Consider the following 24,122-nt stretch of genomic DNA (forward strand, 5'->3'; position numbering starts at 1 on the left):
AATATTCCTTTTATTCCCTTATTACATTTGTGATTCAGGAGATGAAATTATGAACTGGCTTCATGATTATGAGGAAGAGCTCCGCATTGTTTTCCACGATTGCAGGCATATCATCTCACAATTCCCAGACCCGCTGAATGCTTATGGACTATCCTACCTTCATCATTTCAATGTATTCGAAACGGAAAGCCACAAGAATTACATATGTTACCTTTTACCCTTCTGGTTTCAGGAGAACGGTCGGCTCACTGCACAAGATTGCCGTCAAATGTCCATCGGAAATGTCTTTTTAATGCTGTATTTCTTCATTCAGGATGACTTAATGGATACCTCCACAACCTCTGCCTTCTCAACCTTGCCGCTGGCAAATCTGCTATATATTGAATTTCTGAATATCTATAGGTCTTATTTCCCGGGAAAATCTCCATTTTGGACTTATTTTAATCGCTATATTTCAGAATGGGCAGAAAGTGTAAGCAATGAGAATAGAGAGGATTATTTTCGAGTTGAGCAAGTGAAGGTTGCCTATAAAGCCAGTCCGCTGAAGCTATCCAGCACCGCGGCTCTGCTGCTTTCGGATCAGGATACACTAATCCCACAGTCGGAGGAAATGCTGCATTACGTGCTTCTAACGCTGCAAATGTTGGATGATTACGAGGATTGGAAGGAAGATCTGGAGGAAGGCAGCTATAATTGTCTGCTATCTCTCACCCGCCAAGAGTTGAATTGCGATAAAGACAGTCTAACCCAAGCAGACGTTAAGGAATTCATTTATACAAACAGAGGTCTGGAACGTTTTACCCAAATAGCCTGGGACCACCATAACCGATTGCTGGGCTATAGCTTAAAAGTCCCGAATCTACTAGATTTCCATCATCGCCTAACCAATAACCTGATGCAGATCTCAGCAGCCATAGAAACTGAAAAGAAGCTTCTGCAGAGCGGCGGGCTCCATTATTGGCTCTCTAAAAATATGTAATATATTCAGGGAAAAGTAATAGTATTCAAAATAAACGTATGATATATTCATAGGGAAAAATAACTATAAAGGGAAGGATGATTACATTGTCAGATATGATTCTTACAAACCAAGTGATTCAAAAGGCCTGGGAAGATCCAAGTTTTAAGCAACGCTTATTAACTGATCCGAAATCAGCACTAAAAGAAGCATTAGGCATAATTATTCCTGACAGCATCACCCTGAAAGCTGTAGAGGAAGGCTCGAATGAGTTCTACCTCGTCATCCCCCCTAGTCCGTCATCAGGAATATTAAAAACCGATGTGAGCACACAAGGCTCCTGGTAAACCAACATCATGTTCAACTTTATAAGGAGTGGGGATCCCCCGAAGGTGCGGCCATAGGCAGCGTAATAACAACTTCGGTCCCTGCTCCTTTTTTGCTGTGAAAAACGACTTCTCCCTGCATCACTTCAATAATCCGAAACGTGACCATTAGTCCCAACCCCGTTCCCTTGTTCTTTTGGGAGAAGTAGGGCTCTCCTAACCGAAGCAGCACATCAGAGTTCATTCCTTCACCATTATCATTAACTCGAATGAATACTTTGTCTCCATTTCCGTATGCAGTGATATGAATCAACCCATCGTCTTGGAAAGCCTCTATACTGTTCTTGATAATATTAATTAGAGCTTGCTTGAACTTTGAAGAGTTCCCTTTAATCCAAAGATTATTATCTACATCAAGTATGATTTTCCCATTGTTCAGATGACAGAGCGGCAGGAGAATACTCTCAATATGCTTGAATTCATCATAGACATTAAGAATTAAAATCTGTTCGAACTCAGGTTTGGCAAAAGTCAGAAAATCCGTAATAATATTCGATGCCCGATCCAGCTCACTGAGAGCCATGAACATATACTCTTTCTCATCACCGCTCGACTTCTCACTAAGCAGCTGTAGAAATCCCCGAGTTACCTGCAGAGGGTTACGAACCTCATGCGCTACGGAAGCCGCAAGTTCACTAATGATCTGCACTTTCTCCGAACGCTGGAGTTCATTGTTGAATAATTCCAGTTCTTTGGAGTATTTAACTACCTGAGCATGGTCAAGGGCAAGTCTTCGTCCTAAAATCACAATCAAAGATAAAATAAAAATAACAAGGGCCCACTTCCAATAGTATAAATCATAGTTGCCTGCACGCACATAATACCAGACCAGTTCCAATACTCCTGTAAGCGCTGCTGAACCGAACCCTACGGCAAAAATAAGAGCATCCTTATTACGTCTGAAGGAGAAAATGATTACACAGGCAATGAGCAGGATAAATTGAATAATCATTATGAACCCAATAATTTTTGTGGAAACAAAATAATAAAACTCTACATACTCGTTGCCGGATAGAATGTTGACAGCCATACAGCATAGGCAGAACACGGAATAGAGAACCTGAAACTTTCGGAACCGTCTGATGATGTAAAACTTACCCGGACCAAATATTTTTTCAAACAGAAAGGTAAGCGACGGTAAAAGCGACAATAGGGCAAAGTCCAAAAACATTATACTTATAGGACCTAGATAACTATAAAAAGTATATATATAAGGGGAGTAAGTTATCGACAAAATCCCTGTTGAAGCAATGACTACGGCAAGGCCTGATGAAATAGTGAAATGCTCCTTGCTCAGAAAAAAGGCACAAACAAACAATATGAGAGCAACAAAGATAAAGGCGCCACCCAAGATAATGTCTACTAGCCCATTCTTGGCATACTGATGGATAAGAAGGTCATGCTCGCCGATAACAACCTTATCTTTTATCCCGATTCTGTCCTGAAGTGTCTCTGTCCAGATGTATAAGGTTTTACCACTGTCTTCTGTGCTTAGAGGGAATAACAGGGAATAGTTGTCTTTGATGTAATTCCGTTCACCCTCAAATATCAGAAGATCCTCTACATAAACCTTCACATGAAGGGCATATAAGGTATCAATATATACAGAAGGAGACGTCCACTTTACTTCTGGCAATGGGACGCGAATCCATGCGGAAGATACTCCTTTTGGCATCTGGGGTGAATTCTGGAGTGATCCTGCATCCATCCATCCCGTCGTGCCTCTTTCGTCTCCCCATTTCATCTGCCACTTTGTTATCTCAGCAGAAGGGTGAGCATTATCGGCTGATGCATACAGCGATCCACCGGTCATGAACACAAGAAATAGTACTGCTGCTATATGGAGAATATTCTTAACCGTCATACGCATGCAAGCACCTCTTCCTCTTCAGGTCTGGCAATAGGGAGCTTCACTATAACTTCAGTGCCCTCCCCCAATTGACTATGAAATTTGATAGTTCCTCTCATGGCCTCAATAATCTTGAATGTGACCATAAGACCCAGGCCTGTACCTTTGCTCTTATTAGAATAATAGGGTTCTCCAAGTCTAGCTAACTCACTGCTTTTCATACCCTCACCATTATCCCGAACACTTACGATTATGTAGGTACTTGATTGCCAAACTGTTATAGTAATAAGCCCGTTTTCCTGTAAGGATTCCACACTGTTTTTGAGAATATTAAGGAATGCCTGTTTCAGCTTGAAAGAGCTTCCCTCCACGTAAAGTCCGGTTTGCAGCTTGAGAATAATCTCTGCTTCGCGTAGATTAGCTAAAGGAACCAGAACCCCTGCTATATGCCTAAGTTCTCCGGAAATGTCAAGCCGTTCTACCGACTCTAACTCAGGTTTGGCAAATGTGAGAAAGTCCGTGATAATCATTGCTGCCCTGTCCAGCTCTGTAACCGCCATCTGCAAATACGTCTTCTCCTTCTGTCCGGACATCTCACCAAGAATCTGAAGGAAGCCCCGAGTAACATGTAGTGGGTTCTGAACTTCCTGCGCGACAGAAGCAGCCAGCTCGCTGATAATCTCCATCTTCTCAGATCGCTGCAAGTCATTATTGAATTTCTCCAGTTCATAGGAATAGTGTACGACCTGCTCATGGCTTTTAATAAAACCTCGTCCCACAATAACAATCAGTGAAATAACAAGAATTACCACGCCCCACTTCCACCAATACAAGTGATAACTCCCCTCGGACACATAGTACATGACCAGATCAGTAAATAAAGAGATCATCAGGATGGCAAACCCTCCGGAAAAAATAATACTATCTATCTTACCGCGCAACGCAGAAACGACCGCCAATACAAGCAGGAATAAAAGCTGCAAGGCGATTAGCACCCCGGTTATGGTCTCAGCGTATAAGGCCAGACTATCCAAGCGATAGGAAAGACTTAAATTAAGAATCCACAAGCCGCAGTATACGAGGGAATAACCAGCCATACATTTACGGACTTTGGTAACGATCTCGTTCTTTCCGGGACCAAATATCTTTTCAAAAAACAGAATAGACGAAACTAGCAATGTAATTAAAGCCAGATTGTAAAGGATATTTACTAATCTGCCGGGATTGCTCTGCAGAATGGGGAGAAAAGCAGAGTTCGTAATCACCAACGTCCCGCAGGATAAAATAACGAGCACAAGCAAAAAGCCGCTGAAGAACAGCTCCCTCTTCAAAAATATAGAGCAAACGGCAAACACCGAAGCCATAAAAATTAATGATGCTCCAATGAAAAGATCCATTACATCCTGCTTCACGTAAAGAGCTAGCAGCTTGCCGTAACTTCCGTATAAAATGCTGCCTTCAATACCAATGTTGCCCTCCCCGCCACTGCTCTTTACATAAAGTTGTTCCCCTGTTAGCTCTCGTGATAAGGGGATTAGAACCTTGGTTCCTTTACCCTTAATTGCACCGTTAGAATTGTATATTAATACGTTGTTCGCATATGCCTTAATTTCTTCTCCATAAATGTAATCAATCAGCACCGCAGAGTTATCTAAGTTGTCCGGTAATGTTATTCGTGTCCAGACAGATGATACTCCCTTTGGAGCTTCCAGTCTTTCAGTATTCGAACTGACGTGCATCCATTCCCCTTCAAAACCGTTCAAGCTGTCGTCAGGGTTTGCAGTTCCTCCTGCATGACTCCATTTCATTTCCCAACCCGGCAGCACAGATCCTGCGGGTCCGCCCCACTTTAATATAATTCCTAGTGTAACTATAGCAATCAACAGCAGCATAATTCCAATTACCACTACTGCTTTATGTAAAGACAATCTCATATGGACACCTCAAATAAATCATTGATTGGAAATTACCAGGCTTATGATATTAATTTTCGACACGCTTCGAGTTATACCTTCCTAATTCTGCAAATTACCGCGATTAAGGACGAATTATTGATAAGAAATGTTTAATGCTTGTCCTAACTGAATATATTAAGACTGGTGGATGTATCCATACCGATTCGATACCGTGTAAAAGGGTAAAGAAGTTATATAGCCTTTGAAATCCTTATGCTACTGGAGGACAAACCTATGAGTGTCTTTAAATCATCACAAGCAGAAGCTAACGAGCCCGACTCTTTGATAACCGAACGCGATATTGATGAGAAGTTCGGGTTATTTCAAGAAGATTCGTTCCCAGACGCCTTAGCGGATCAGGACCAAAAAGAGGCCATTAATCATGCACTTCCTAAAGAAGAGGCTGCCTACAGTGAAATAAAAGGAACTAAGGATAAGGAGCTGAACAAGTATGACTGATGCTTATAAAAAGACAGAAGCAGACATCGCTTATGAACGTTACAATAAAATGGGAAGCGTTACGTCCGATGAGGATATACCTGTAGTAGAATTTCAGCAACCCACTCAGGCTACAGCCGCTCGTCTAGATGGGGTTGGCGATGAGGAAATCGATTCTGTCCTGGTCAATGATGATCATCTCTCTTCAGATATCGGCCTGAATAACTTAAATGCTTTGGATCGGGATGAGGTGCTCGAGTCCGATGCCATTGAATTCGCTATGGCCGCCGGACTGACAGGAAACGCTATAGATTATGCCAAGGAAGATTTAGAGGGGATTGGTGAAGAAGAGGATCTTCCTCTGGAGGATGTGCCGGACGCCGATGAAATTGAGTCTGATACCCCGGTTGATCCAGCCTCTCCTCCCCAAGTCATTGTACACGGCACTGATTTAATTAATGGGTCAAAGGGAGAATAACGGCCTTCATGGCTTATAAAAAAGGGTTATCCCTCAGCCGACAGGCGATAGGGATAGCCCTTTTTTTGCAAATACCGTGAAAAACAAGTTATGATAAACTAAGACATTTGAGATCATCCAAGCTAAAGGAGAGAAGTAAACCGTGAAATTCACAAGAAGAAAATCGACTCTGTTGTTAATGATGATGTGTTTGCTGCTGGTCATTGTAGCAGGCTGCGGTAACAAACCAAGCAATAACAGCAGTAGTAATGAGACCGCTAACAGCAATTCGAGTACCAACAACGGCACCAGCAGCGGGGCCGCAGGAAATACCGCCGGCAACGAGGCCAGTCCCGCTCCCCAAGAAACAGCTACTGCTCCAACGGAAGGTGTCCCTTCGGAAACAGCAAGCCATCCTGTAGTAACCATTGAGATGAACGACGGCGGCATCATCCAAGCAGAGCTTTATCCCGAGGTTGCACCGAATACAGTAAACAATTTCATCTCGCTGATTCAAAAGGGCTTTTATAACGGTACTATTTTCCACAGAGTTATTCCTGGCTTCATGATTCAAGGCGGTGACCCAGACGGAACTGGTATGGGCGGACCCGGATACGGCATAACTGGTGAATTCTCCAGTAATGGATTTGTGAATAACCTGCTGCATACAGAAGGTATTCTATCCATGGCAAGATCACAGGACGCCAACTCCGCCGGATCGCAATTTTTCGTGATGACAGCGGCTGCTCCGCATTTGGATGGAGATTATACTCCTTTTGGTAAAGTTACGGAGGGCCTTGAAATCGTGAGCGCCATCGTTAACCTGCCCCGTGACAGCAGTGACCGTCCAGAACAGCCGCCTGTGATGAAAAAGGTAACGGTTGATACGCTTGGTGTCACTTACCCGGAACCGCAAAAAGTACAGTAATTAACTGAACTGTGGTTGCTCAACAATAAAACTCGGCAGCTTCCCATGTAACGATCGGGACGAGCTTGCCGAGTTTTTGTTGTTTATTAGATAAAAACTTTACTGAAAATAGGTGTTTCTAGTCTTCCATTGCTCCAGCTTGATGAACACCCAAAACCCATAAATACCAAGGGTGATAATCGATAATAGCAGCCATTTGATCCATTGTCCGAATAAACTAACGGCTGTCCCCTCAAAACGCAAACGACGTCCTTCGACCACAGTATGCTCCACTTTCCAACGATAAATCATAACCACAGACCAAGGATAGCAGATCCCTAAGGTACACATCGTCACTAACCAGCCAACTAGACACCAACCGACGTATTCCAGAAGTGAGCCGTCAAAATAAGACTCTCCTCTTCCGTAGTGAACAGTCGTATCCATATTTATAGCAGACATCATCTACCACCTTCTTCTTCAATATGGACCTATTTTCCTAATTATCCAATAAAATAACCATGATGTTTTTCACCATAAATCCAATAAATGCTTAATTACATGTATTTATCTTCTGCTGATGGCATGGTGACCGTCACGCAGGAAGGTACTCCGGCTGTTTTTTAACAAATGAATTCGTTCCATAGCCAGCTGATCTGCAGCTGCATAGGTTGGAATGCCGCTTGTACGTGACATCTCCAACACACGGCTAATGTTGTCATAAATCTTCGCTACCTGCTTATACGCACGATCCTTATTGTAGCCGTTTAGTTCATCGGCAATATTGATTACGCCTCCCGCATTAATGACGTAATCCGGTGCATACACAATGCCTAATTCATGGAGAGCATCGCCATGCCGCGGCTCTTTTAGCTGATTGTTGGCCGCACCGGCAATAACCTTTGCCTTCATAAGCAGAAGGGAATCATCATTAATAGTAGCACCCAGTGCGCACGGAGCATAAATATCACAGTCTACGCTGACAATGTCAGCCGGATCAACGGCAGTGGCTCCATAGGCCGCAACGGCACGCTGCGCAGCATCCTTGTGGATATCTGTTACGATAAGCTGCGCTCCCTCTTCATGAAGATATTTGCAAAGAGTAAAAGCCACATTGCCAACACCTTGAACAGCTACCCGCTTACCTTCTAGAGATTCAGAGCCGAAAGCCGCTTTCGCCGCCGCCTTCATTCCCTGATAAACACCAAAGGCTGTGGCTGGGGAAGGATTGCCGGAGGAACCATACGTTGTAGATGTTCCGGTAACATAATCTGTCTCCTGATAAATAATGTTCATATCCTCTTCCGTTGTTCCCACATCTTCAGCTGTAATATAACGTCCGTTCAAACCCTGAATGTATCGGCCGAAGGCTCGGAACATGGCTTCATTCTTATCTTTTTTGGGATCACCAATGATAACCGTTTTTCCTCCACCCAAATTCAGACCGGATATCGCATTTTTATAAGTCATACCTTTAGCCAGACGAAGAGCATCAATGATCGCATCCTCCTCTGTAGCATAGGTCCACATCCGTGTCCCGCCCAGTGCCGGTCCTAGTGTCGTATCATGTATCGCTATGATGGCTTTTAATCCCGAGGCCTTATCCTGACAAAATAACACCTCTTCATAATCGTCCCTCTCCAATGCTGCAAACAACTCCATGTTCTCCATTCTCCTATCTCTCTTTAACTATCTTTGTGTTGCTCATGCTCATGTTACTCCCACAGTGTATTATTTTATGTAAAATTCAATGGGTGCGGCGTTAAAATAACGGTGCGGCGTGCGATTAACTTAAGGATGCATGTACAGAAGTACATTTAGTTGTAGATTATACAATTAAAACACCCTATGTATCTATGAAAAAGGAAATAGTTGCAGTTAATACATCTATAATTTGGGTTTTACCTGTAAAGAGGCTTCTCCTCCATTTTTAGTTGCATAAAGTGCAATTAAAGGAGATTGAGTGGGCTAAACGCTTGAAATAGGTGTAGAAACTACAACTAAATATATCGCTCGATTGAAACACATGCTTACTCCCAGTACTGATCCGGCCGATACTCAATCTCCGACTGCACAGACAGCGTCAAGCACCCTGACGATTCATCATAGGCAACCGAATTGTCACCAACATAATACCAATGCTTAATCACAGGTCCACTTGCCGGTTCCTCGAAACGAAAAACATTCAGCTCGGACTTCTGCTCCACTACCGCCGCACCTTTGTCAGCGGGTACACCGCAAATCGTGATCAGCGTAAGGTCACCTTTCTTATCAAAGGTGTAGTTCAGCCCCTCTGTGCTACTGATGAACATGCGACCTGTAACCGAGTGCTTAACCAATACTCTTTCATGCATCGTTTAACCTCCTATAAGCTTTGCGTAGCAAAGCTCACTTCGTAAGCATTCACATAAGCTTTGCCTAGCAAAGCTCACTTCGTAAGCATTTTAAGGTAGATCAATCAGCATAAGAAAAGCACCCTCCGGCGCAGCAAGGTTAAGCTCACTAATCTCCTCAATTCGTGCCGAATCACCCGGGAGCAACAGAGACTCATCGCCTAACTGCAGTTGTCCCTCCATTAAATATATAAAAGTACGTCTTCCCGCTTCTTGGTTAAACACCAGTTCCTGCCCTTCGCTCATGCGTCCCAGATAAATGGTCATATCCTGAGCAATATCCACGACCTCTTCTGCGCCTACACCAGCCACAACAGGAAGCAGCACGCCTTCGAGCTTCACGGGATCGAATCGTCCAGTCATATACGATGGTTCAGTTCCGCGTACTCGGGGCATAAACCATAGTTGCAGCAGACGAACAGGCTCATCCTCTGACGGATTATGTTCCGTATGAATTGCACCCGTACCTGCCGACATCCGCTGAATGCCGCCGAAGGTGGTTTCGGCTACATTACCTAAGTTATCCTCATGCCGCAACCTTCCGGACAATACAATCGAGACGATCTCCATATCGCTGTGCGGATGAGCACCAAACCCTCTACCGGGAGCAATAGTGTCGTCGTTGCAGACCCTCATGGGACCAAACCTCGTATTATCAGGATCGTAGAAATCCCCGAACGAAAAGATGTGACTGCCCTTAAGCCAGCCATGACCAAAGTGATGGGCGGATTCCGCTGAGTATACCTGGATCATTGTATCCCTCCTTGTCATTCAAGCTTAAAAATATTGTAGCAGAAAGTGGAGGGAAACAAAAAAACAGCAGCCCGCCCTTTAGATCGAAACCGTTGGGATAAAATGCAACTCACCTTCTCATACTAAGAATAAAAAGATGGAGGTGAATGTCATGCCGAAAAATAGTGCAGATCCCAAATATGACCGTGCAGATAATAAAGCAGATCGAAAAGAGTATCAACAAAGTGTAGATAATTTCACTAAAGAAGCCAAAACGGTGACAAGCGAGAAAGCTGCCGATTATGTCCCAAGTTTAAATAATGTTCCCAAAAATGAAATTTAAGTAGCAATAAAGCTGCTCTACCGTCTCTTTATGACGGGAAAGCAGCTTTTTGTGTAGACTCTAAATTCAGATTCATGAGTGTCGGATCAATCCGGCATAAACATTCCTATTAAAATAAAGATCCAGGATAGCGAACCCAGCACAATTAACAGTATTTGTCGTCCCCGCAATCCAGTTCTTCTGGGTTTACCGACCTGAACCTTATCCCATAAATCATTTAAGACACTTTGTACCATTGCAAGCGGAAGGGTAGATATGAAACATAACAACCAATAAGGATCAGATAACCTCATTAGTACGAACGAGATAGTGATCACCAAAACGATAGGACCCGGATAGATATCGCGTTCAACTTCCCTTTCCTTGATTAAATCACGATATTCTTTATGCGTTTTATAAATTAGAAAGAAATTATAAATAGGAATAAATAATCCTACTGTTCTTAATTGAGGGCTGAAATTCAGGAATTTATAAGCTTTTATCCTTGTCCAATTTTTGTAATACCAGTAGATATCATAGACTCCAAACGTAAGTATAGATAAAAGTGCAAATTGCCATACCGGTTGGTAAAAAGAAAACGGGTCTTGCTGTAACTCAAAGTAACTGTTCGATTTGATCTTTCCTATTTGTGCCATGTAAGTAGTCATCCCTTCGCTATAATACTTAACGCGTATAATCTAAATACTCCTCAATGTATTACCTCCCGCCACCACACATTCAACTAAAAAACAGAACAAAAAAAGGCTCCAGGCATATAGAGCCCCGGAACCTTTTCGGTAGTTCCCCTCATCCCTTAGGCGGCCTGGCAATCATGACCGCTTAACGGTTTTAGATCCATAGCTTTGTGTCATCACCTTTCAGTGATTTTACGATTTACTTGGGTAAGACTTAAGCGGCACAATATCAGCGCCACATCTTAATTTAAAAACAGTATACAGGAAAAAGGGAATCGGAGGAATCTTTACTGCGGATTCCCTTTTTCATACTATCTCCCACTCTGTCAAGGACAGCTTATTAGTTAAAGATTGTAGTTCCTTCGGAACTTCAACATAACACATTAATTCTAAGCTGTTTCCATCTGGATCATTAAAATAAACCGATGCATTCCCCTGATTTGGTCGAACAAATGGCTCAATAGAAGTTCTGGTTCCGAAAGGTACGGCTTCTATTTCAATTGAATGCAACCATTCTAAAGAAACCTTTAAATCTTCAAAGGATACCTGAAAAGCTATATGGCGTAGCGAAGGGTGGTATGGTGTTTCATATTCCTTCCCTTCCCACAAACCTATCCAACTCCTCCCTTCCTCAATCCAAAAGAAAGCAGTATTATCATCACGCCAAGCAAATTTCAATCCCAACTTTGTATAAAACTCGATTGAGCGTTCTAAACTCTTCACGGGTAAATGGGCTTCATACAATCCTTTTATCAATTTCTATCCCTCTCTTCTTTATCACTACTTTAGAATATCGTTCGGTTGAAGATAATCAGTACTTTTTAGGACCATTGTTTTCTTCATCAAATCATATTGAAAATGATAGATCTCTATGAAATCCTGACCTGCCCCATAACCACCCGTCACGATAAGTTCCCCATTGATAGCTTGTAAAGAACGGCTCGACAATTGGCCTATATGGGTCCAGATCTCGTCTGAGTTTATTTCAAAAGATATCGGAAAAGCTTCATTGTTACTTACGCCATAAAGGTAAGTCTCTAGAGCATGACAATCGGTATAACGCGGGACAAACGCGAATATATCCGTTCCTTCCAAGGTGAATTGCTGCATTTCAATCGGTGAATCATTGGGTTGTACAATTTCGAAATCCATTGGAAATTTCATTACTTTGGTTGAATGCTCTCCTGATTTGGATTCCCACACCAACTCATAATCCCCTGACCACCTAAAGTCAGTCTCCAGACCCCAGCAGCTAGGCGCTCCTAAAGGGGATGCTTTCACTTTAGTAGTAGGTATGACAAGTAAACGCCCATCCACATGATTACCAATAGCTCTAATCGCGTCATCTTTTTCCTCTAATTTAGAACCTGTTGTAGACGTATCAGGAAGAGCGGATGTACTGGGTAAACCATTTCTAAGGCTCTCCGTTCTATCTCCGCAAGCTGTAACCATAAGTGTCAGCAATAACATCCACAATAGAATAACATTTCTCATTTAGCTGATCTCCTTTTATTTCCTTAGCTAATTCTACAATAACAGCCAGTTATTTGAAAAGGCTGCCCCTCAATGACGGCAGCGACGGCAGCCTCAGTGATTCATAAAGAATAAGGAAGCACAACACAAAATAAGGGACTGCCCCTAGCCGTTATGGCTTATGGACAGTCCCTCTTTTGATTTATCTTGGAACTAAGTATATTTATTAATTGCTTAATCCTGAAATCCGTTCCAGTAGGTTACATTCTCCAATGGCAATCTAGCGGATGAACGGCCTTCAACGGCCGCTTTGCCAAGCGCAATCAACATAACCGTGGTGTAACGCTGTGGAATTTGCAACAGCTCGTGGAAGGCTTCCGCATTATAGCCGCCCATAGGAACCGTATCATAACCTCTAGCCTTTGCTGCCAGCATCAGCTGCATGGAGATTAACCCACCGTCTACTAACGCGATCTCCTTAAGTTTTTCAGGACCCATGTTAGGGTAACCATTTGTGATTTTTTCGACCATCGTATCACGAACCTCGAGAGGCATTAATCCAGCAGATACCGCTTGATCATATATCTTTTCTGCATTACGGTAAGCTTCCACATCACCAAGTACAGCAATAACGGCAGATGCATCTACAACCTGCTGTTGATTATAAGCAATCGGTAGAAGCTTTTCTTTCAAATCCTGATCTGTAATTACGATGAAGCGCCACGGCTGAAGATTAGAAGAAGAGGGAGCTAGAATAGCCTCACCTAGAAGCTCCTTAATTTCTTCATCGGATATTTTCCAGGATGGGTCATATTTACGTACGGAATGCCGGTCCCGAATCACCTTGTTAAATTCCTGCACTGCTTGTAATTCTGTTGTCATCGCAGTATCCTCCTCATCCATTCTCTATATTCTGTGCATTCAAATGCACAGTTAAATCTAAAAAAATGCAATACGGTTTGCTCCGTATCCTAGAATATCCATATTTCATTAACTGTAACTTAATATGCACAGTATAATTCAAAGATACAGATCCTGTCAATATCCAGCCTTACGCACCATATCTGCTACCGTGTATTGCTCCAGCACTCCAAGAACACTACGGTCCATCTCCTCCAGAATATCTCCGCAAGCCGCCTTCATCTGCACTCCGAAATCATTGAAACATATCGTATCATTGACCGCCTTATTACAGGACTCCCCGACCTCGAGCGCCTGATATATTTCAGCTAATGTTAAGTCCTCGGGATTTTTGTTGAGCATATATCCTCCATCCCGGCCCTCCCGAGTTACGAGAATATGTTCACGGGTTAACTTAGCAAGAATCCGCCTTAACTGCGTAGCCTCCATTGAAAGAAGCTCGGCAATTTCACAGCTTGAACAGGTGTTTCCTTTTCTAGCCATAATGACCAAAGCCTGCAATACCAGCCCAAAGGATCTATATTGGAGATATGCGGTGTTTCGAGATTTTGTCAACTTTCACCCTCCTCCCGCCTGCTAGTCATACTCCATAAGTATAGGCTTCATTCACTATTTTAGCAAAAGAGAACCCTGCCTAGACCCTTAAAAAAGGATTGCGGCAGGGCTCTTTCGCTTAACAAGAATAATTTCAAGAACTTCTTACAGCTTTGCCATAGTTTCAGTGAGGATTGGAACGATTTGCGATTTGCGGGATACAACGCCTTTAAGGATAGCCTTTTTGTCATCAAGTTTCACGTTGTATGCTTGCTCTACAACACCGGCTACACGGCCCAAAGCCAAACCTACAGAGTCATTGTTAAGAATATCTGTAACGACGAACAGGAACAAATCAAGTCCCTTTTCATCAATAATGGAAGTAAGTGCTGCCTCCAGTTCATCTTGACGGGAGAGGACATCGTTAGTATCCACCGCATTCACCTGCGCGATTTCTACTTTGTATTCACCCATTTTGAATTCCTTGGCATCCAGGGAGATCAGTTGAGCAATGCTTTTGTCGCTAAGATCTGCACCTGCTTTCAGCATTTCCAGTCCATAGCTATCGGCATCAACACCGGCAATTTCAGCCAGCTCGCGTGCAGCAGCTACATCTTCAGGTGTGCAGGTCGGAGATTTGAACAGCAGGGAGTCAGAAATGATGGCGGAAAGCATGAGACCAGCGATTTCCTTTGGAATAGCAACTCCATTCTCTTTATACAGCTTGTTAAGTATTGTAGCAGTACAGCCTACTGGTTCTGCACGGTAATATAAGGGATGAGCGGTCTCAAAGTTAGCGATCCGGTGGTGGTCGATAACCTCGATAACACGGACTTGATCGATATCATTCGCGCTTTGCTGGCGTTCATTATGGTCTACCAGAATGACTTGCTTCGCTTCAGCTGCTACATTTTCCACCAGACGTGGAGCTGCTACCGCAAAATGATCCAATGCATATTGTGTTTCACCGCTGACTTCTCCTAGACGAACGGCTTCAGCATCCCAACCCAGCTCTTTTTTCAAAGCAGCATAAGCAATTGCAGAACAGATGGTATCCGTATCCGGATTTTTGTGGCCAAAGATTAATGTCTTTTCCATTTCCAATCTCCTTACTATGATTTAGTTTTGTGAGAATAATATACCATACATTGATAGGGTCTAGCCAGATTGGGTAGAGGAACCTTTATAGAAAATTAGTGATCACCCGGATGTAGCCTCGGCGTCTTCGGCAGCGGCTCGGGCTTCGCTTCTCCATGCAGCGGCTCATTATCCGAGAAAAGATGTGGATTCTCGATCAGCATTCTGCTTAGAATTTCAGTAGTTTTCACTGTACTGCATACCATGACCGATGCGTCGCCAAACCGGCCTCTTCGCAATGCTCCCTCCGCCTCAAGTACACCTTCAACCTTCCAGAAATGCTGCGACCAGGAAAGTCCGTAATGTCTGCGCGAAGGGACGAGTATGGTGGTTCCATCCGGTGTAACCGTATATAAAGCTTCGTGATCGTCCGTTAGTCTTCCCGGGATGTCCAGCCATTCCTCAATACCGTGGATAAACGTATTTCTACGCAGATCTACACCGAGCAGTACAATCTCAGCTTTCCTATCTAATAGCTTGCCCCAAGCTGAACCTCGGGCACATGGAGTGTCCCAGCGCTCGTCTCCGGCAGTAAAAGCAATGGCATCAGCCCCTAGAGCGGCCACAGAATGGGTCGGATGCCAGGAACGGACAACCTTCGGGCGGCTTCGAAATAATTCCGGTAGAATACCCACACAGGATGGTGAATCAAGAACAGAATAGCGAGGATTCTCCGCGTTGACATAAGCCCAGGTATGCGTCGGCATTACAAGAAGACCGTCTGACATATACTGAGCCATAGCATCCAATACAGCCTCAGCACCTCCCTCCACGTCTCCGATACTTTTAAAAGAAGAATGCACCAGAACGGTTCCTTTCGGGTCTAATCCCAACGCCTCCATTTGTTTCATCAAGCTAGCTGTATTGTGCATGTCCGTTTTCTCTCCTTCTCTCCTTAGCAACCCAACTATTTAGTATCGATAAGCGTGATTAAATTTGTTGATGGGGTACGGGGTATAACTAATATATCTTTTAAAAGCTATGCTGTGGATGAGCTCTCCTTCTTTGGCTTGCAAAAATCAAGTGTTGCTATTAAAATTATAGTAACTTAATATTTATTATTAGATTTTCCTAAAATATAATGTATTGATCTCATGCTTCCCTACTATACTATCAACCCATTGGAGGTCATCAATTATGGAATTAACACTAAAAGGACTACATCACGTATCCGCCATTACGGCAAAAGCACCGGAAAACTTTACATTTTATACCGAAGTACTCGGTTTAAGACTGATCAAAAAGACGGTCAACCAAGATGATATCTCAGTTTATCATTTATTCTACGGGGACGAAAAGGGCAATCCCGGAACAGAGCTAACCTTCTTCGAAATCCCGATGTCAGGGCGTAACCGCGAAGGCAACAATAGTATATCTGCCATCTCTTTACGTGTTCCAAGTGACGAGTCTCTTACCTATTGGGTACAGCGGCTATCTGAGCATAATGTCGAGCACGGAAACATCAAGGAATTAGGCGGACGTCAGACACTTTCCTTCCGGGATCACGAGGGACAACGATTTATTCTCGTATCAGACGAGCATGATGAAGGTGAACCCGGGGGCATTCCTTGGGCTAAAAGCCCGGTTCCTGCGAAGTACGGTATCGTTGGCTTAGGTCCGGCACATCTTACGGTCGAATCTGCGGAGAATACAGCTATTGTGTTGGAGGGCCTGCTTGGCTTCCGCCGAAAAGGTACGTACACTTCGACTATGGTTGGACAACCAGATGTCATTGTTTTTGAAACCGGGGAAGGTGGTTCAGGCACGGAAGTTCATCTTGAGGAACGTAATGATTTGCCAATGGAGCGGCTTGGGAGAGGGGGAGTTCACCATGTAGCCTTCCGTGTAGACAATGAAGTAGAACTGATGCAATGGATTGAGCGTGTTCGCACCGTCCAACTACCCAACTCCGGATTCGTCGACCGTTTCTACTTCCGTTCTCTATACTTCAGGGAACCCAACGGTATATTGTTCGAGCTGGCTACAGACGGCCCCGGCTTCGCTACGGATGAGGATGTGGAGCATTTAGGCGAAGCTCTCGCTCTACCACCCTTCCTTGAATCCAAACGCGAGCAAATTGAGGCGCACCTGCAACCGCTTGATACGCGGCAGTAAGAAGATGTTGGTGTTACGAGAAGGGCGCTCCGCGAACGGAACGTAGCGTTGAGCGGATTCAATTGTATTTTTACATTTCATTCAGCCGGATCGCACCATTTGAGCGGATTCAATTGTATTTTTACATTTCATTTAGCCGGATCGCACCATTTGAGCGGATTCAATTGTATTTTTACATTTCATTTAGCCGGATCTCACCATTTGGGTGGATTCAATTGTATTTTTACATTTCATTTAGCCGAATCGCGCCATTTGGGTGGATTCAATTGTATTTTTACATTTCATTTAGCCAAATCGCACCATTTGAGCGGATTCAATTGTATTTTTACATTTCATTCAGCCGGATCTTAGCCCCTACGGATCATAAATAAAAACTAGCCAGTCTCGATTTAACTTGAGACTGGCTAGTTTTATAGGCAACAATCTCTAGCTCTCTGACCATGTGATCGTGAAGGTGTTGAATCCAGGCTTACCGGTCGTAGCTTGTCCTGTTATAGAAACCGGACTTGTCCCTCCAAGAAGACCGCTTATCTTAACGGTATTTGCCGTCACGGTCTGCGAGCCGCTGTCCAAATGCTTAATGCGTACATATTCACTGTATACAAACCCCATAATATCTAGGGTTTCCTCAGTGGTATAGGTAAAGGCTACCTTTTTTACCCCTGTGGCATCCGAATCCGCGGTGATCTTAATGGTGGCGTCTCCGGGAATCGGGAAATCGGTGGGAAGGTTGACTGGACGAGTTTTTGTCGATGTCGGCACTCCTGTTGAACCCCCTGTCCCTTCTGGCTGGGTTCCAATCCGCACTTTATAATTGGTGGCATCATAGGAAATCGGAATATCCAAAGCATCTGAAATTGAACGGATCGGAAGATACGTTAATCCCCCGTAGGTAATAGGGGTTAATGCCTTGCCATTGCCGTCCTTCAAGCCATAAGGAGTCCCATCCACTACAATGCCGATACTATGATTCAGGTAAGCCTTGATTTGCTCTAACTTAGCTCCAGCATATACTCCGGCGGAACCAGTTACAGTCATTCCCGCGACAACCGCTGCGATCATCCATTTCTTCTTCATACGATACCCTCCCATTTTCTGATTGAAGTTATATAATTCATGATTTCAGACTGATTACACGTTTGTACATGTATCCTTAATGCCCACAATGTCTAAAAGCTCTGCCAGACTGTTAATTTCATACGTAGGCTTTATGTCCAGCGCATTTAACTTACCTAGGGGGTTGAACCAACAAGTATCAATCCCATAATTAATGCCGCCTTGGATATCAGAGGTCAGCGAGTCACCCACGATCAATACCTTTGCTTTATCTTCGATTCCTAACTTGGCAAAAGCATAATCAAAAATACCGGTCTCCGGCTTCTGATACCCTGCTTCCTCGGAGATAATGATGTGCTCAAACGTATCGCAAAGAGGCGAATCCTGAATTCTGGAGGTCTGCACCTCTTTGATCCCGTTAGTGATTATAGCGAGTCTGATACCGGATAGCCCACTGCATATCTCTACCGCACCCTGAATCAGGAATGTCCCCTCTCCCAAAAAACGCAGATAGGCATCACTGAACTCCTGAGCGTCAAGTGTAAGCCCATGAGCTGAAAATAAACGATGGAATCGTTCCACCCGCAGCGCTTCGGAGGTAATACGGCCCAATTCCAGATCTGCCCAAAGCATATGATTAATTTCCTTATAGCTTGCTGTATAATCATCAGCTCCTGTAGGCATCCCGTAAAAGGAAAATACACTGCTCAGGGCATGCCCCTCCGCCATTCCGTAATCAAACAGTGTATCATCCGCATCAAATAAGATAACTTCGTATTTCATGGTCTACTCCTTTTCCTTGGAAAGTTCATCGGGGTTCTAACATTACTCCTTTAAATTATCATGCAGCCTCCGGTATATGTCTACAATATCACTCATCGGCATTCGAACCAACCCACTGGAGGAAGGTGCGACGAATTCACAGACACCGTCGACCACAGGTTCAGCGACATTCTGAAATCCCCAATCCACTTTAGTCCTGCGGCTAAATTCCGTGTACACACCTTTGCCCACAAAACAGGCTACTTGCGGTCGGTACCTCTCAAGCTTGTCCCGTAGAAGCTCTCGCCCTAGTATATATTCCTCTCTCGTAATATCCTCTGCGCCACGGGTCTGTCTAGCCACTATGTTGGTGAACCCGTAACCAAGCTTGAGGAGTTCTCCATCCTCAGAAGCATCGTATAAGCGAGGGGTAAGACCGGAGTGAAACAATATTCTCCAGAAGTTATTGCGGGGATTTGCATAATGATGACCGACCTCTCCAGAACGAATGCTCGGGTTAAAGCCGATAAAAACGATCTGCAGGCCTTGCTCCAAGTGATCTGCTACCTCTTTCATACGCCATTCCACCTATCACGTTTTATTCTAACGTGGAATTCCTCATGAGATTGAATTGAACCCGATAATAATGCATCCATACTGTATTTGTCAACCTTTTCCAGCCATAACACCTACCTGGAAAATAAAAATAAAGCCCATAAAAATCCTTGTAGGTTCAAGGTATTTTTACAGGCTTTTCAAATTTCAGAAGATGATAGGGTAAGCACTCGCATCCTTCACCGCTTATTGCCGCTTTACTCCCGGCTTAAGAACATCCGGGTCCGCTCCAGCTTGGGATTGTTGAATATTTCCTCGGGTGTTCCCGATTCCGCAATTTCCCCGTTGTCCATGAAGATCACTCGATCCGCCACATCCCTGGCGAAATTCATCTCATGAGTGACGATAATCATCGTCATGTGCTCTTCAGCAAGCTGACGGATAACGCGGAGTACTTCCCCTGTCAGCTCAGGGTCAAGCGCCGAAGTCGGCTCATCGAACAGCAGAATGTCAGGATTCAGCATCAGGGCTCTGGCAATAGCCACGCGCTGTTTCTGACCGCCTGACAGCGTTGAGGGGTATACATCAGCTTTATCGGCAAGACCTACCTTCGTGAGTAAATCCATGCTTCTGGCGGTTATTTCCTTTATACTCTCCCGCTTCAGGGTTCTTGGAGCAAGCTCCAGGTTTCCCCGTACAGTCAGGTGCGGAAAGAGATTAAAATGCTGAAATACCATACCCATGGTTGCAGTAATCGACCGAATATCGGCGCCGTTTACGTATTTCCCGTTCTCTACTAATGTTTTACCGTTAATATAGATGCTTCCACCGGTAATGTCCTCCAGATGCACAAGACTGCGCAGCATTGTACTTTTACCGGAACCGGATGGGCCTATTACCGCCACAGCTTCTCCAGGTTGGACGGAAAAGGTAACCTTTTTCAATACATCAAGACTGCCAAATGATTTCTGTAATTCTTTCACTTCTATTATGTTGCTCATATTCGGACATTCCTTTTACTCGAATTTGAAACGTTTCTCCAGTGACTTGAAGAACACCGTCAACACCAGTGTCATTAGTAAATAAATAACGCCCGCGACTACAAACGGCGTAACCGTAAAGTCACGGTTCACTGCAGTTTTGGCATAATTCAACAGCTCCGGTACAGCCACTGCATAGAGCAGCGCTGTATCTTTAACCAAAGTAATGGATTCATTAGCTACAGAAGGCAGCGCAACTCTAAACATTTGGGCCAATATGACCTTGCGAAGAGTCTGCCACTTACTTAGACCAAGCACCTTGGCAGCTTCATGCTGACCTTTATCAATAGAGAGCATTCCCCCGCGGAATATCTCCGCAAAATAAGCTCCATAGTTCAGAATAAACCCAAGGCAGGCCGCAGCGAAGCGATCCATTACCAGATATTCCCCAATCACCGGAATCTGCGGCAACCCAAAACAAAAGAACAACAGCTGCAGTAAAAGCGGAGTGCCCCGCATCACATAAATGTAAGTGTGAGCGATCCATGACACCGGCTTAATAACACTCTTAGCCATTAAGGTTACCAAGAACCCCAACGGAATGGATAATAAGATAACAACCAAAAACAGCAAGACCGTCGTTCTTGCTCCTTCCAGCATTGGACCAGCAATTCTAATGATATATTCCAAATTCATTTCTCTAACCGACTCCTAAATGTTAACTATCTACTTCAGTACTTTGTTCTCTCCGAACCATTTCGTTGAAATCTCTGCCGCTTTACCATCGCTGTTCATTTCATCCAGAGCCTTCTGCAATTCCTCCAGCAACGCCTCATTACCTTTCTTAAGTCCGATGCCATATTGTTCAGGTGCAAGTGATTCATCTAGCAGCTTGTAAGTATTCGGCTCTTTGGACATGTAATATTTAGCGACCACCTCGTCAATAATTACACCGTCTAGTCGTTTTGTTTTGAGATCAGTCAGGGCAAGAACATTATCCGGGAATTCGGAGACATTCGCAACCTTATCTTTGATTGGACTTGCACTCAGGGCATCAGCCGCCGATGACAAACTCTGCAAGCCTACTTCTTTACCAGCCAGATCATCCAGCTTTACCAGTGAAGAGTCCCCTAATACAACAACTACTTGGCTATTTTCTAAGTAAGGTTTCGTGAACAAAACCTTTTCTTTACGTTCATCTGTAATGGTGTAACCGTTCCAAATCATATCAATGCGTCCGCTATTCAGTTCTGATTCCTTAGCAGACCAATCAATCGGCTGGAAGGTGACTTCTCTGCCCATCTTTTCAGCCGCTGCCTTTGCATAGTCTATATCAAAACCAACGATTTCATTATTATCATCCCTGAATCCCATCGGCGCAAACTTATCATCTATACCGATCACCAGCTTGCCGTCCTTGCTGCCCGAACTGGAGCAACCTGCCAATACTGAAATTACAACAGTCAATAATAAAATAAGTAATCCTTGTTTCTTCATATCTCTATTCCCCCTAGTAAAATAACACATTATAATGTGTGTGCTTTAGTTCGTTAACACGTTATCAGAGTATCATAATATCATAGCATTTCAGTGGAGTCGATAGAGAAGAAACAGGAAACTGTGTCAAAATTAAAAAGCAGCCGCACTTACTCGCTCGGAGTAAAGCTGCTGCCTCATCCTTCTCTTTTCACGTACATGAAGGACATCTGTCGAAACTGAACTGCAAGGAAAGAATACATCTAACTTTAAATGCATTTTTTACAACTATTCGGGACTGGAGAGGGATAAACTGGGCAATAGTTGCACTTTTTACACTTAAAAAGCTGATAATCACTCCTTCTAGCTATATACCGGGTTTTTAATTGCAGAAAATACAACTAAAGAGTTTTTATAAGCAAAATGATTCCATTTAGTTGCACGAAGTACACTTATACCACTCAAAGCAGATACTTATCACCACTTCTACCACGCCTCACCGTAAATCTTTCCAAAAATTCAACGGTTTCAGATCCTTCGTAATGATTTCAAATTGATATCCTTCCTTTTTCAAGGACTCCAGTATTTGCGGCAGCACTTTAAGAGTAGACTTCTGATCATGCATAAGAATCACAGGGTTAACTTTCCCTTTTTGCAGCTTGTGTACCTGATTCATGACAGAATTATAAATTTTTGCGCTGTCCTCTTTGTACTTCCAATCCTCGGAGTCAACATTCCAATCCCACAAATTAAAGTCCTGACTCAGCACCTTATCTCGGAAGGACTTTGTAAAGTATGGCTTACTACCGTATGGCGTGCGGATCAATATGCTACTTATCCCGGTTACCTTTTTCAGAATAGCTTGATCCCCTTTCATTTCAGCTAATGCCGCTGCCGGAGATGCGTAAAACCTTTCCTTCCGATGTGTGATACCATGAAGACCCATACCATGCTTTTCTTTCGCTATGCGCTTCACTTGATCAGGATACTTATTAATGTGGGGACCCATCATAAAAAATGTAGCTTTCACATCATACTTTGCCAAAAGATCGAGCAGTTGTCCGGTCACAACCGTAGGGCCATCGTCAAAGGTTAAATATACAACCTGCCCCGATTTTCTTTTGTCCGATTGAGGTGTGGGTACTGGTTCTTTTATAGCCATTAATTCCTCTTGATATTTGTTCACAAAGGCAGCGTTATCTAATTGAGCAGTGTCATCATGTACTCTCAATAAATATTGTTCGGGTTTATAGGAAATTATATATCCGAGATGTACAACAACCTTAAGCGGAACCATCCGTTTTCCATCCTGATTGAAGGTATTCAGCGAAAATACAATTCCATTAGAAGTAACACTGCCCCCTTCATTTAAAGACAGCTTTACATAGCCCTTCGGCCCCTTAACTTCAATTCCGTCGGATTGTCCTGTCAGGGTCAAATTCAGTTCTGTGGAAAGATCGCGAAGCGGAACATAATAGGTTCCCTTTACGGAAACAGCCTTGATCTCGGTTAATTTATCATTCACACCTAATCGCATAGATTGGGCTCCAACCGCCTCCGACTCTTTTACAAAACTTAAGCTTAAGAATAAAACAACAAATAATAGCATTATTTTCCTTATATACACCAGATTTAATCTCCCATCTATGTAGTAGTCTCTATAATTTACCATAGATAGAGGGAGTGTAATTTGAGAGTTTGTAACCGAAATCAGAAAATGTTGTTACTATCTTTTATCCAAAAGGCACTTCTAGGTTACTTCTTAGAAAGTCAGGTAATCGACTACAAATACTGTCCCAGCAACAAAAAAAGGAGGTTAAAGTCACTCTTCATGGAGCAAAATAATGTGACAGAGTTAGTAACAATGATGAAATGTTGAACAAAGTATGAACAAATAAAAATGTCCACAAAACTGCATCACTACAGTGATTTAAATCATATCTTTGATTGATTGTAACAATTTGAACACACATATTTAACTAAATCGCCATTTTTAAGGACAAAAATAGACTTAATTCCAA

The 24,122-nt window shown here is 43.5% G+C and carries 27 protein-coding genes and 1 riboswitch; of the genes, 7 read left to right on the forward strand and 20 right to left on the reverse strand.

The genetic code is table 11. From position 1 onward, the window contains the following. The first annotated feature begins 49 nt into the window (after positions 1-49). On the forward strand, positions 50-979 hold the full coding sequence (locus tag PWYN_RS07310) for a class 1 isoprenoid biosynthesis enzyme (protein WP_036649972.1): 930 nt from the start codon (positions 50-52) through the stop codon (positions 977-979). 77 nt (positions 980-1,056) lie between these two features. Further along, entirely contained in the window at positions 1,057-1,305 is a 249-nt protein-coding gene (locus PWYN_RS07315; protein WP_036649975.1) for an NHLP leader peptide family RiPP precursor, read from the forward strand. Positions 1,306-1,324: 19 nt separating this feature from the next. Here PWYN_RS07315 and PWYN_RS07320 read toward each other — a convergent pair whose 3' ends face one another. After that, a complete protein-coding gene (locus PWYN_RS07320; protein WP_036649977.1) occupies positions 1,325-3,214 on the reverse strand; it encodes a sensor histidine kinase in 1,890 nt (629 codons plus the stop codon). After that, positions 3,205-5,127, reverse strand: coding sequence for a sensor histidine kinase (locus PWYN_RS07325; protein WP_036649980.1), 1,923 nt, complete (start codon positions 5,125-5,127; stop codon positions 3,205-3,207). Before PWYN_RS07325 ends, PWYN_RS07320 begins: the two co-directional genes overlap by 10 nt. 255 nt (positions 5,128-5,382) lie before the next feature. Here PWYN_RS07325 and PWYN_RS07330 point away from each other — a divergent pair, with 255 nt between their 5' ends. From PWYN_RS07330 to PWYN_RS07340, 3 genes are all read left to right on the forward strand, one after another. Beyond that, complete coding sequence (locus PWYN_RS07330) at positions 5,383-5,607, forward strand: hypothetical protein (protein WP_036649983.1); 225 nt, start codon at positions 5,383-5,385, stop codon at positions 5,605-5,607. Beyond that, positions 5,600-6,064: a hypothetical protein gene (locus tag PWYN_RS28610; RefSeq protein ID WP_084146636.1), complete on the forward strand. Its 465-nt coding sequence runs from the start codon at positions 5,600-5,602 to the stop codon at positions 6,062-6,064. The genes PWYN_RS07330 and PWYN_RS28610 overlap by 8 nt, the downstream gene beginning before the upstream one ends. 178 nt (positions 6,065-6,242) lie before the next feature. Next, complete coding sequence (locus PWYN_RS07340) at positions 6,243-6,971, forward strand: peptidylprolyl isomerase (protein WP_052087988.1); 729 nt, start codon at positions 6,243-6,245, stop codon at positions 6,969-6,971. Between the two features lie 99 nt (positions 6,972-7,070). Here PWYN_RS07340 and PWYN_RS07345 read toward each other — a convergent pair whose 3' ends face one another. From PWYN_RS07345 to PWYN_RS07360, 4 genes are all read right to left on the reverse strand, one after another. Continuing rightward, the gene (locus PWYN_RS07345; RefSeq protein ID WP_420805759.1) at positions 7,071-7,412 is read right to left on the reverse strand and encodes a DUF898 family protein; all 342 of its coding nucleotides are present in this window, start codon (positions 7,410-7,412) and stop codon (positions 7,071-7,073) included. A 105-nt stretch (positions 7,413-7,517) separates the two neighbouring features. Further along, complete coding sequence (locus tag PWYN_RS07350) at positions 7,518-8,612, reverse strand: Glu/Leu/Phe/Val family dehydrogenase (protein WP_036649991.1); 1,095 nt, start codon at positions 8,610-8,612, stop codon at positions 7,518-7,520. Between the two features lie 368 nt (positions 8,613-8,980). Further along, a complete protein-coding gene (locus PWYN_RS07355; RefSeq protein WP_036649994.1) occupies positions 8,981-9,304 on the reverse strand; it encodes a hypothetical protein in 324 nt (107 codons plus the stop codon). 90 nt (positions 9,305-9,394) lie between these two features. Continuing rightward, positions 9,395-10,096 carry a pirin family protein gene (locus PWYN_RS07360; RefSeq protein WP_036649995.1) on the reverse strand — a complete coding sequence of 234 codons (702 nt, stop codon included), beginning with the start codon at positions 10,094-10,096 and terminating at the stop codon, positions 9,395-9,397. A gap of 151 nt (positions 10,097-10,247) precedes the next feature. Between PWYN_RS07360 and PWYN_RS29590 the strand changes: the two genes are divergently transcribed. Then, complete coding sequence (locus PWYN_RS29590) at positions 10,248-10,418, forward strand: hypothetical protein (RefSeq protein ID WP_169744095.1); 171 nt, start codon at positions 10,248-10,250, stop codon at positions 10,416-10,418. An 86-nt stretch (positions 10,419-10,504) separates the two neighbouring features. Here PWYN_RS29590 and PWYN_RS07365 read toward each other — a convergent pair whose 3' ends face one another. The 7 genes from PWYN_RS07365 to PWYN_RS07395 all read right to left on the reverse strand — a co-directional run bounded on the left by PWYN_RS07365 (position 10,505) and on the right by PWYN_RS07395 (position 16,029). Beyond that, entirely contained in the window at positions 10,505-11,053 is a 549-nt protein-coding gene (locus PWYN_RS07365; RefSeq protein ID WP_036649998.1) for a DUF4234 domain-containing protein, read from the reverse strand. Positions 11,054-11,211: 158 nt separating this feature from the next. Then, positions 11,212-11,299: riboswitch (cyclic di-GMP riboswitch) on the reverse strand. 99 nt (positions 11,300-11,398) lie between these two features. Beyond that, a complete protein-coding gene (locus tag PWYN_RS07370) occupies positions 11,399-11,848 on the reverse strand; it encodes a VOC family protein (RefSeq protein WP_036650000.1) in 450 nt (149 codons plus the stop codon). 24 nt (positions 11,849-11,872) lie between these two features. Beyond that, the gene (locus PWYN_RS07375; protein WP_036650002.1) at positions 11,873-12,586 is read right to left on the reverse strand and encodes a hypothetical protein; all 714 of its coding nucleotides are present in this window, start codon (positions 12,584-12,586) and stop codon (positions 11,873-11,875) included. Between the two features lie 213 nt (positions 12,587-12,799). Beyond that, the gene (locus tag PWYN_RS07380) at positions 12,800-13,447 is read right to left on the reverse strand and encodes a nitroreductase family protein (protein ID WP_036650004.1); all 648 of its coding nucleotides are present in this window, start codon (positions 13,445-13,447) and stop codon (positions 12,800-12,802) included. 156 nt (positions 13,448-13,603) lie between these two features. Further along, entirely contained in the window at positions 13,604-14,041 is a 438-nt protein-coding gene (locus PWYN_RS07385) for an RrF2 family transcriptional regulator (protein WP_036650005.1), read from the reverse strand. Positions 14,042-14,185: 144 nt separating this feature from the next. Further along, on the reverse strand, positions 14,186-15,118 hold the full coding sequence (locus PWYN_RS07390) for a manganese-dependent inorganic pyrophosphatase (RefSeq protein WP_036650007.1): 933 nt from the start codon (positions 15,116-15,118) through the stop codon (positions 14,186-14,188). 95 nt (positions 15,119-15,213) lie between these two features. Beyond that, on the reverse strand, positions 15,214-16,029 hold the full coding sequence (locus tag PWYN_RS07395) for an AAC(3) family N-acetyltransferase (RefSeq protein ID WP_036650009.1): 816 nt from the start codon (positions 16,027-16,029) through the stop codon (positions 15,214-15,216). Between the two features lie 265 nt (positions 16,030-16,294). Between PWYN_RS07395 and PWYN_RS07400 the strand changes: the two genes are divergently transcribed. Continuing rightward, complete coding sequence (locus PWYN_RS07400; protein ID WP_036650011.1) at positions 16,295-17,272, forward strand: ring-cleaving dioxygenase; 978 nt, start codon at positions 16,295-16,297, stop codon at positions 17,270-17,272. 426 nt (positions 17,273-17,698) lie between these two features. Here PWYN_RS07400 and PWYN_RS27900 read toward each other — a convergent pair whose 3' ends face one another. The 7 genes from PWYN_RS27900 to PWYN_RS29155 form a co-directional block, all read right to left on the reverse strand. After that, positions 17,699-18,349: a hypothetical protein gene (locus PWYN_RS27900; protein ID WP_052087814.1), complete on the reverse strand. Its 651-nt coding sequence runs from the start codon at positions 18,347-18,349 to the stop codon at positions 17,699-17,701. A gap of 54 nt (positions 18,350-18,403) precedes the next feature. Then, positions 18,404-19,111 carry a YjjG family noncanonical pyrimidine nucleotidase gene (locus PWYN_RS07410; RefSeq protein ID WP_036650013.1) on the reverse strand — a complete coding sequence of 236 codons (708 nt, stop codon included), beginning with the start codon at positions 19,109-19,111 and terminating at the stop codon, positions 18,404-18,406. A 42-nt stretch (positions 19,112-19,153) separates the two neighbouring features. Continuing rightward, positions 19,154-19,666: a mismatch-specific DNA-glycosylase gene (locus PWYN_RS07415; RefSeq protein ID WP_036650015.1), complete on the reverse strand. Its 513-nt coding sequence runs from the start codon at positions 19,664-19,666 to the stop codon at positions 19,154-19,156. A 236-nt stretch (positions 19,667-19,902) separates the two neighbouring features. Further along, positions 19,903-20,646, reverse strand: coding sequence for an amino acid ABC transporter ATP-binding protein (locus tag PWYN_RS07420; protein WP_036650017.1), 744 nt, complete (start codon positions 20,644-20,646; stop codon positions 19,903-19,905). A gap of 15 nt (positions 20,647-20,661) precedes the next feature. Next, positions 20,662-21,321, reverse strand: a complete 660-nt coding sequence (locus PWYN_RS07425) for an amino acid ABC transporter permease (protein ID WP_036650019.1) — start codon at positions 21,319-21,321, stop codon at positions 20,662-20,664. Between the two features lie 30 nt (positions 21,322-21,351). Continuing rightward, on the reverse strand, positions 21,352-22,122 hold the full coding sequence (locus tag PWYN_RS07430; RefSeq protein ID WP_036650020.1) for an amino acid ABC transporter substrate-binding protein: 771 nt from the start codon (positions 22,120-22,122) through the stop codon (positions 21,352-21,354). Positions 22,123-22,597: 475 nt separating this feature from the next. After that, complete coding sequence (locus tag PWYN_RS29155) at positions 22,598-23,638, reverse strand: polysaccharide deacetylase family protein (protein ID WP_169744096.1); 1,041 nt, start codon at positions 23,636-23,638, stop codon at positions 22,598-22,600. Positions 23,639-24,122 lie beyond the last annotated feature (484 nt).

This window comes from Paenibacillus wynnii (assembly GCF_000757885.1).
Classification (GTDB): domain Bacteria; phylum Bacillota; class Bacilli; order Paenibacillales; family Paenibacillaceae; genus Paenibacillus_AQ; species Paenibacillus_AQ wynnii.

What these genes read in the sequence shown, in the direction of transcription:
- PWYN_RS29590 (WP_169744095.1), top strand. Translation starts at nt 10,248, where the DNA reads ATGCCGAAAAATAGTGCAGATCCCAAATATGACCGTGCAGATAATAAA.
- PWYN_RS07325 (WP_036649980.1), bottom strand. Translation starts at nt 5,127, where the DNA reads ATGAGATTGTCTTTACATAAAGCAGTAGTGGTAATTGGAATTATGCTG.
- PWYN_RS07380 (WP_036650004.1), bottom strand. Translation starts at nt 13,447, where the DNA reads ATGACAACAGAATTACAAGCAGTGCAGGAATTTAACAAGGTGATTCGG.
- PWYN_RS07425 (WP_036650019.1), bottom strand. Translation starts at nt 21,321, where the DNA reads ATGAATTTGGAATATATCATTAGAATTGCTGGTCCAATGCTGGAAGGA.
- PWYN_RS07410 (WP_036650013.1), bottom strand. Translation starts at nt 19,111, where the DNA reads ATGAAATACGAAGTTATCTTATTTGATGCGGATGATACACTGTTTGAT.
- PWYN_RS07390 (WP_036650007.1), bottom strand. Translation starts at nt 15,118, where the DNA reads ATGGAAAAGACATTAATCTTTGGCCACAAAAATCCGGATACGGATACC.
- PWYN_RS28610 (WP_084146636.1), top strand. Translation starts at nt 5,600, where the DNA reads ATGACTGATGCTTATAAAAAGACAGAAGCAGACATCGCTTATGAACGT.
- PWYN_RS07350 (WP_036649991.1), bottom strand. Translation starts at nt 8,612, where the DNA reads ATGGAGTTGTTTGCAGCATTGGAGAGGGACGATTATGAAGAGGTGTTA.
- PWYN_RS07315 (WP_036649975.1), top strand. Translation starts at nt 1,057, where the DNA reads ATGATTACATTGTCAGATATGATTCTTACAAACCAAGTGATTCAAAAG.
- PWYN_RS07400 (WP_036650011.1), top strand. Translation starts at nt 16,295, where the DNA reads ATGGAATTAACACTAAAAGGACTACATCACGTATCCGCCATTACGGCA.
- PWYN_RS07420 (WP_036650017.1), bottom strand. Translation starts at nt 20,646, where the DNA reads ATGAGCAACATAATAGAAGTGAAAGAATTACAGAAATCATTTGGCAGT.
- PWYN_RS07340 (WP_052087988.1), top strand. Translation starts at nt 6,243, where the DNA reads ATGATGATGTGTTTGCTGCTGGTCATTGTAGCAGGCTGCGGTAACAAA.
- PWYN_RS07415 (WP_036650015.1), bottom strand. Translation starts at nt 19,666, where the DNA reads ATGAAAGAGGTAGCAGATCACTTGGAGCAAGGCCTGCAGATCGTTTTT.
- PWYN_RS29155 (WP_169744096.1), bottom strand. Translation starts at nt 23,638, where the DNA reads ATGCGATTAGGTGTGAATGATAAATTAACCGAGATCAAGGCTGTTTCC.
- PWYN_RS07330 (WP_036649983.1), top strand. Translation starts at nt 5,383, where the DNA reads ATGAGTGTCTTTAAATCATCACAAGCAGAAGCTAACGAGCCCGACTCT.
- PWYN_RS27900 (WP_052087814.1), bottom strand. Translation starts at nt 18,349, where the DNA reads ATGAAGAAGAAATGGATGATCGCAGCGGTTGTCGCGGGAATGACTGTA.
- PWYN_RS07320 (WP_036649977.1), bottom strand. Translation starts at nt 3,214, where the DNA reads ATGCGTATGACGGTTAAGAATATTCTCCATATAGCAGCAGTACTATTT.
- PWYN_RS07355 (WP_036649994.1), bottom strand. Translation starts at nt 9,304, where the DNA reads ATGCATGAAAGAGTATTGGTTAAGCACTCGGTTACAGGTCGCATGTTC.
- PWYN_RS07395 (WP_036650009.1), bottom strand. Translation starts at nt 16,029, where the DNA reads ATGCACAATACAGCTAGCTTGATGAAACAAATGGAGGCGTTGGGATTA.
- PWYN_RS07360 (WP_036649995.1), bottom strand. Translation starts at nt 10,096, where the DNA reads ATGATCCAGGTATACTCAGCGGAATCCGCCCATCACTTTGGTCATGGC.
- PWYN_RS07365 (WP_036649998.1), bottom strand. Translation starts at nt 11,053, where the DNA reads ATGGCACAAATAGGAAAGATCAAATCGAACAGTTACTTTGAGTTACAG.
- PWYN_RS07430 (WP_036650020.1), bottom strand. Translation starts at nt 22,122, where the DNA reads ATGAAGAAACAAGGATTACTTATTTTATTATTGACTGTTGTAATTTCA.
- PWYN_RS07375 (WP_036650002.1), bottom strand. Translation starts at nt 12,586, where the DNA reads ATGAGAAATGTTATTCTATTGTGGATGTTATTGCTGACACTTATGGTT.
- PWYN_RS07345 (WP_420805759.1), bottom strand. Translation starts at nt 7,412, where the DNA reads ATGTCTGCTATAAATATGGATACGACTGTTCACTACGGAAGAGGAGAG.
- PWYN_RS07310 (WP_036649972.1), top strand. Translation starts at nt 50, where the DNA reads ATGAACTGGCTTCATGATTATGAGGAAGAGCTCCGCATTGTTTTCCAC.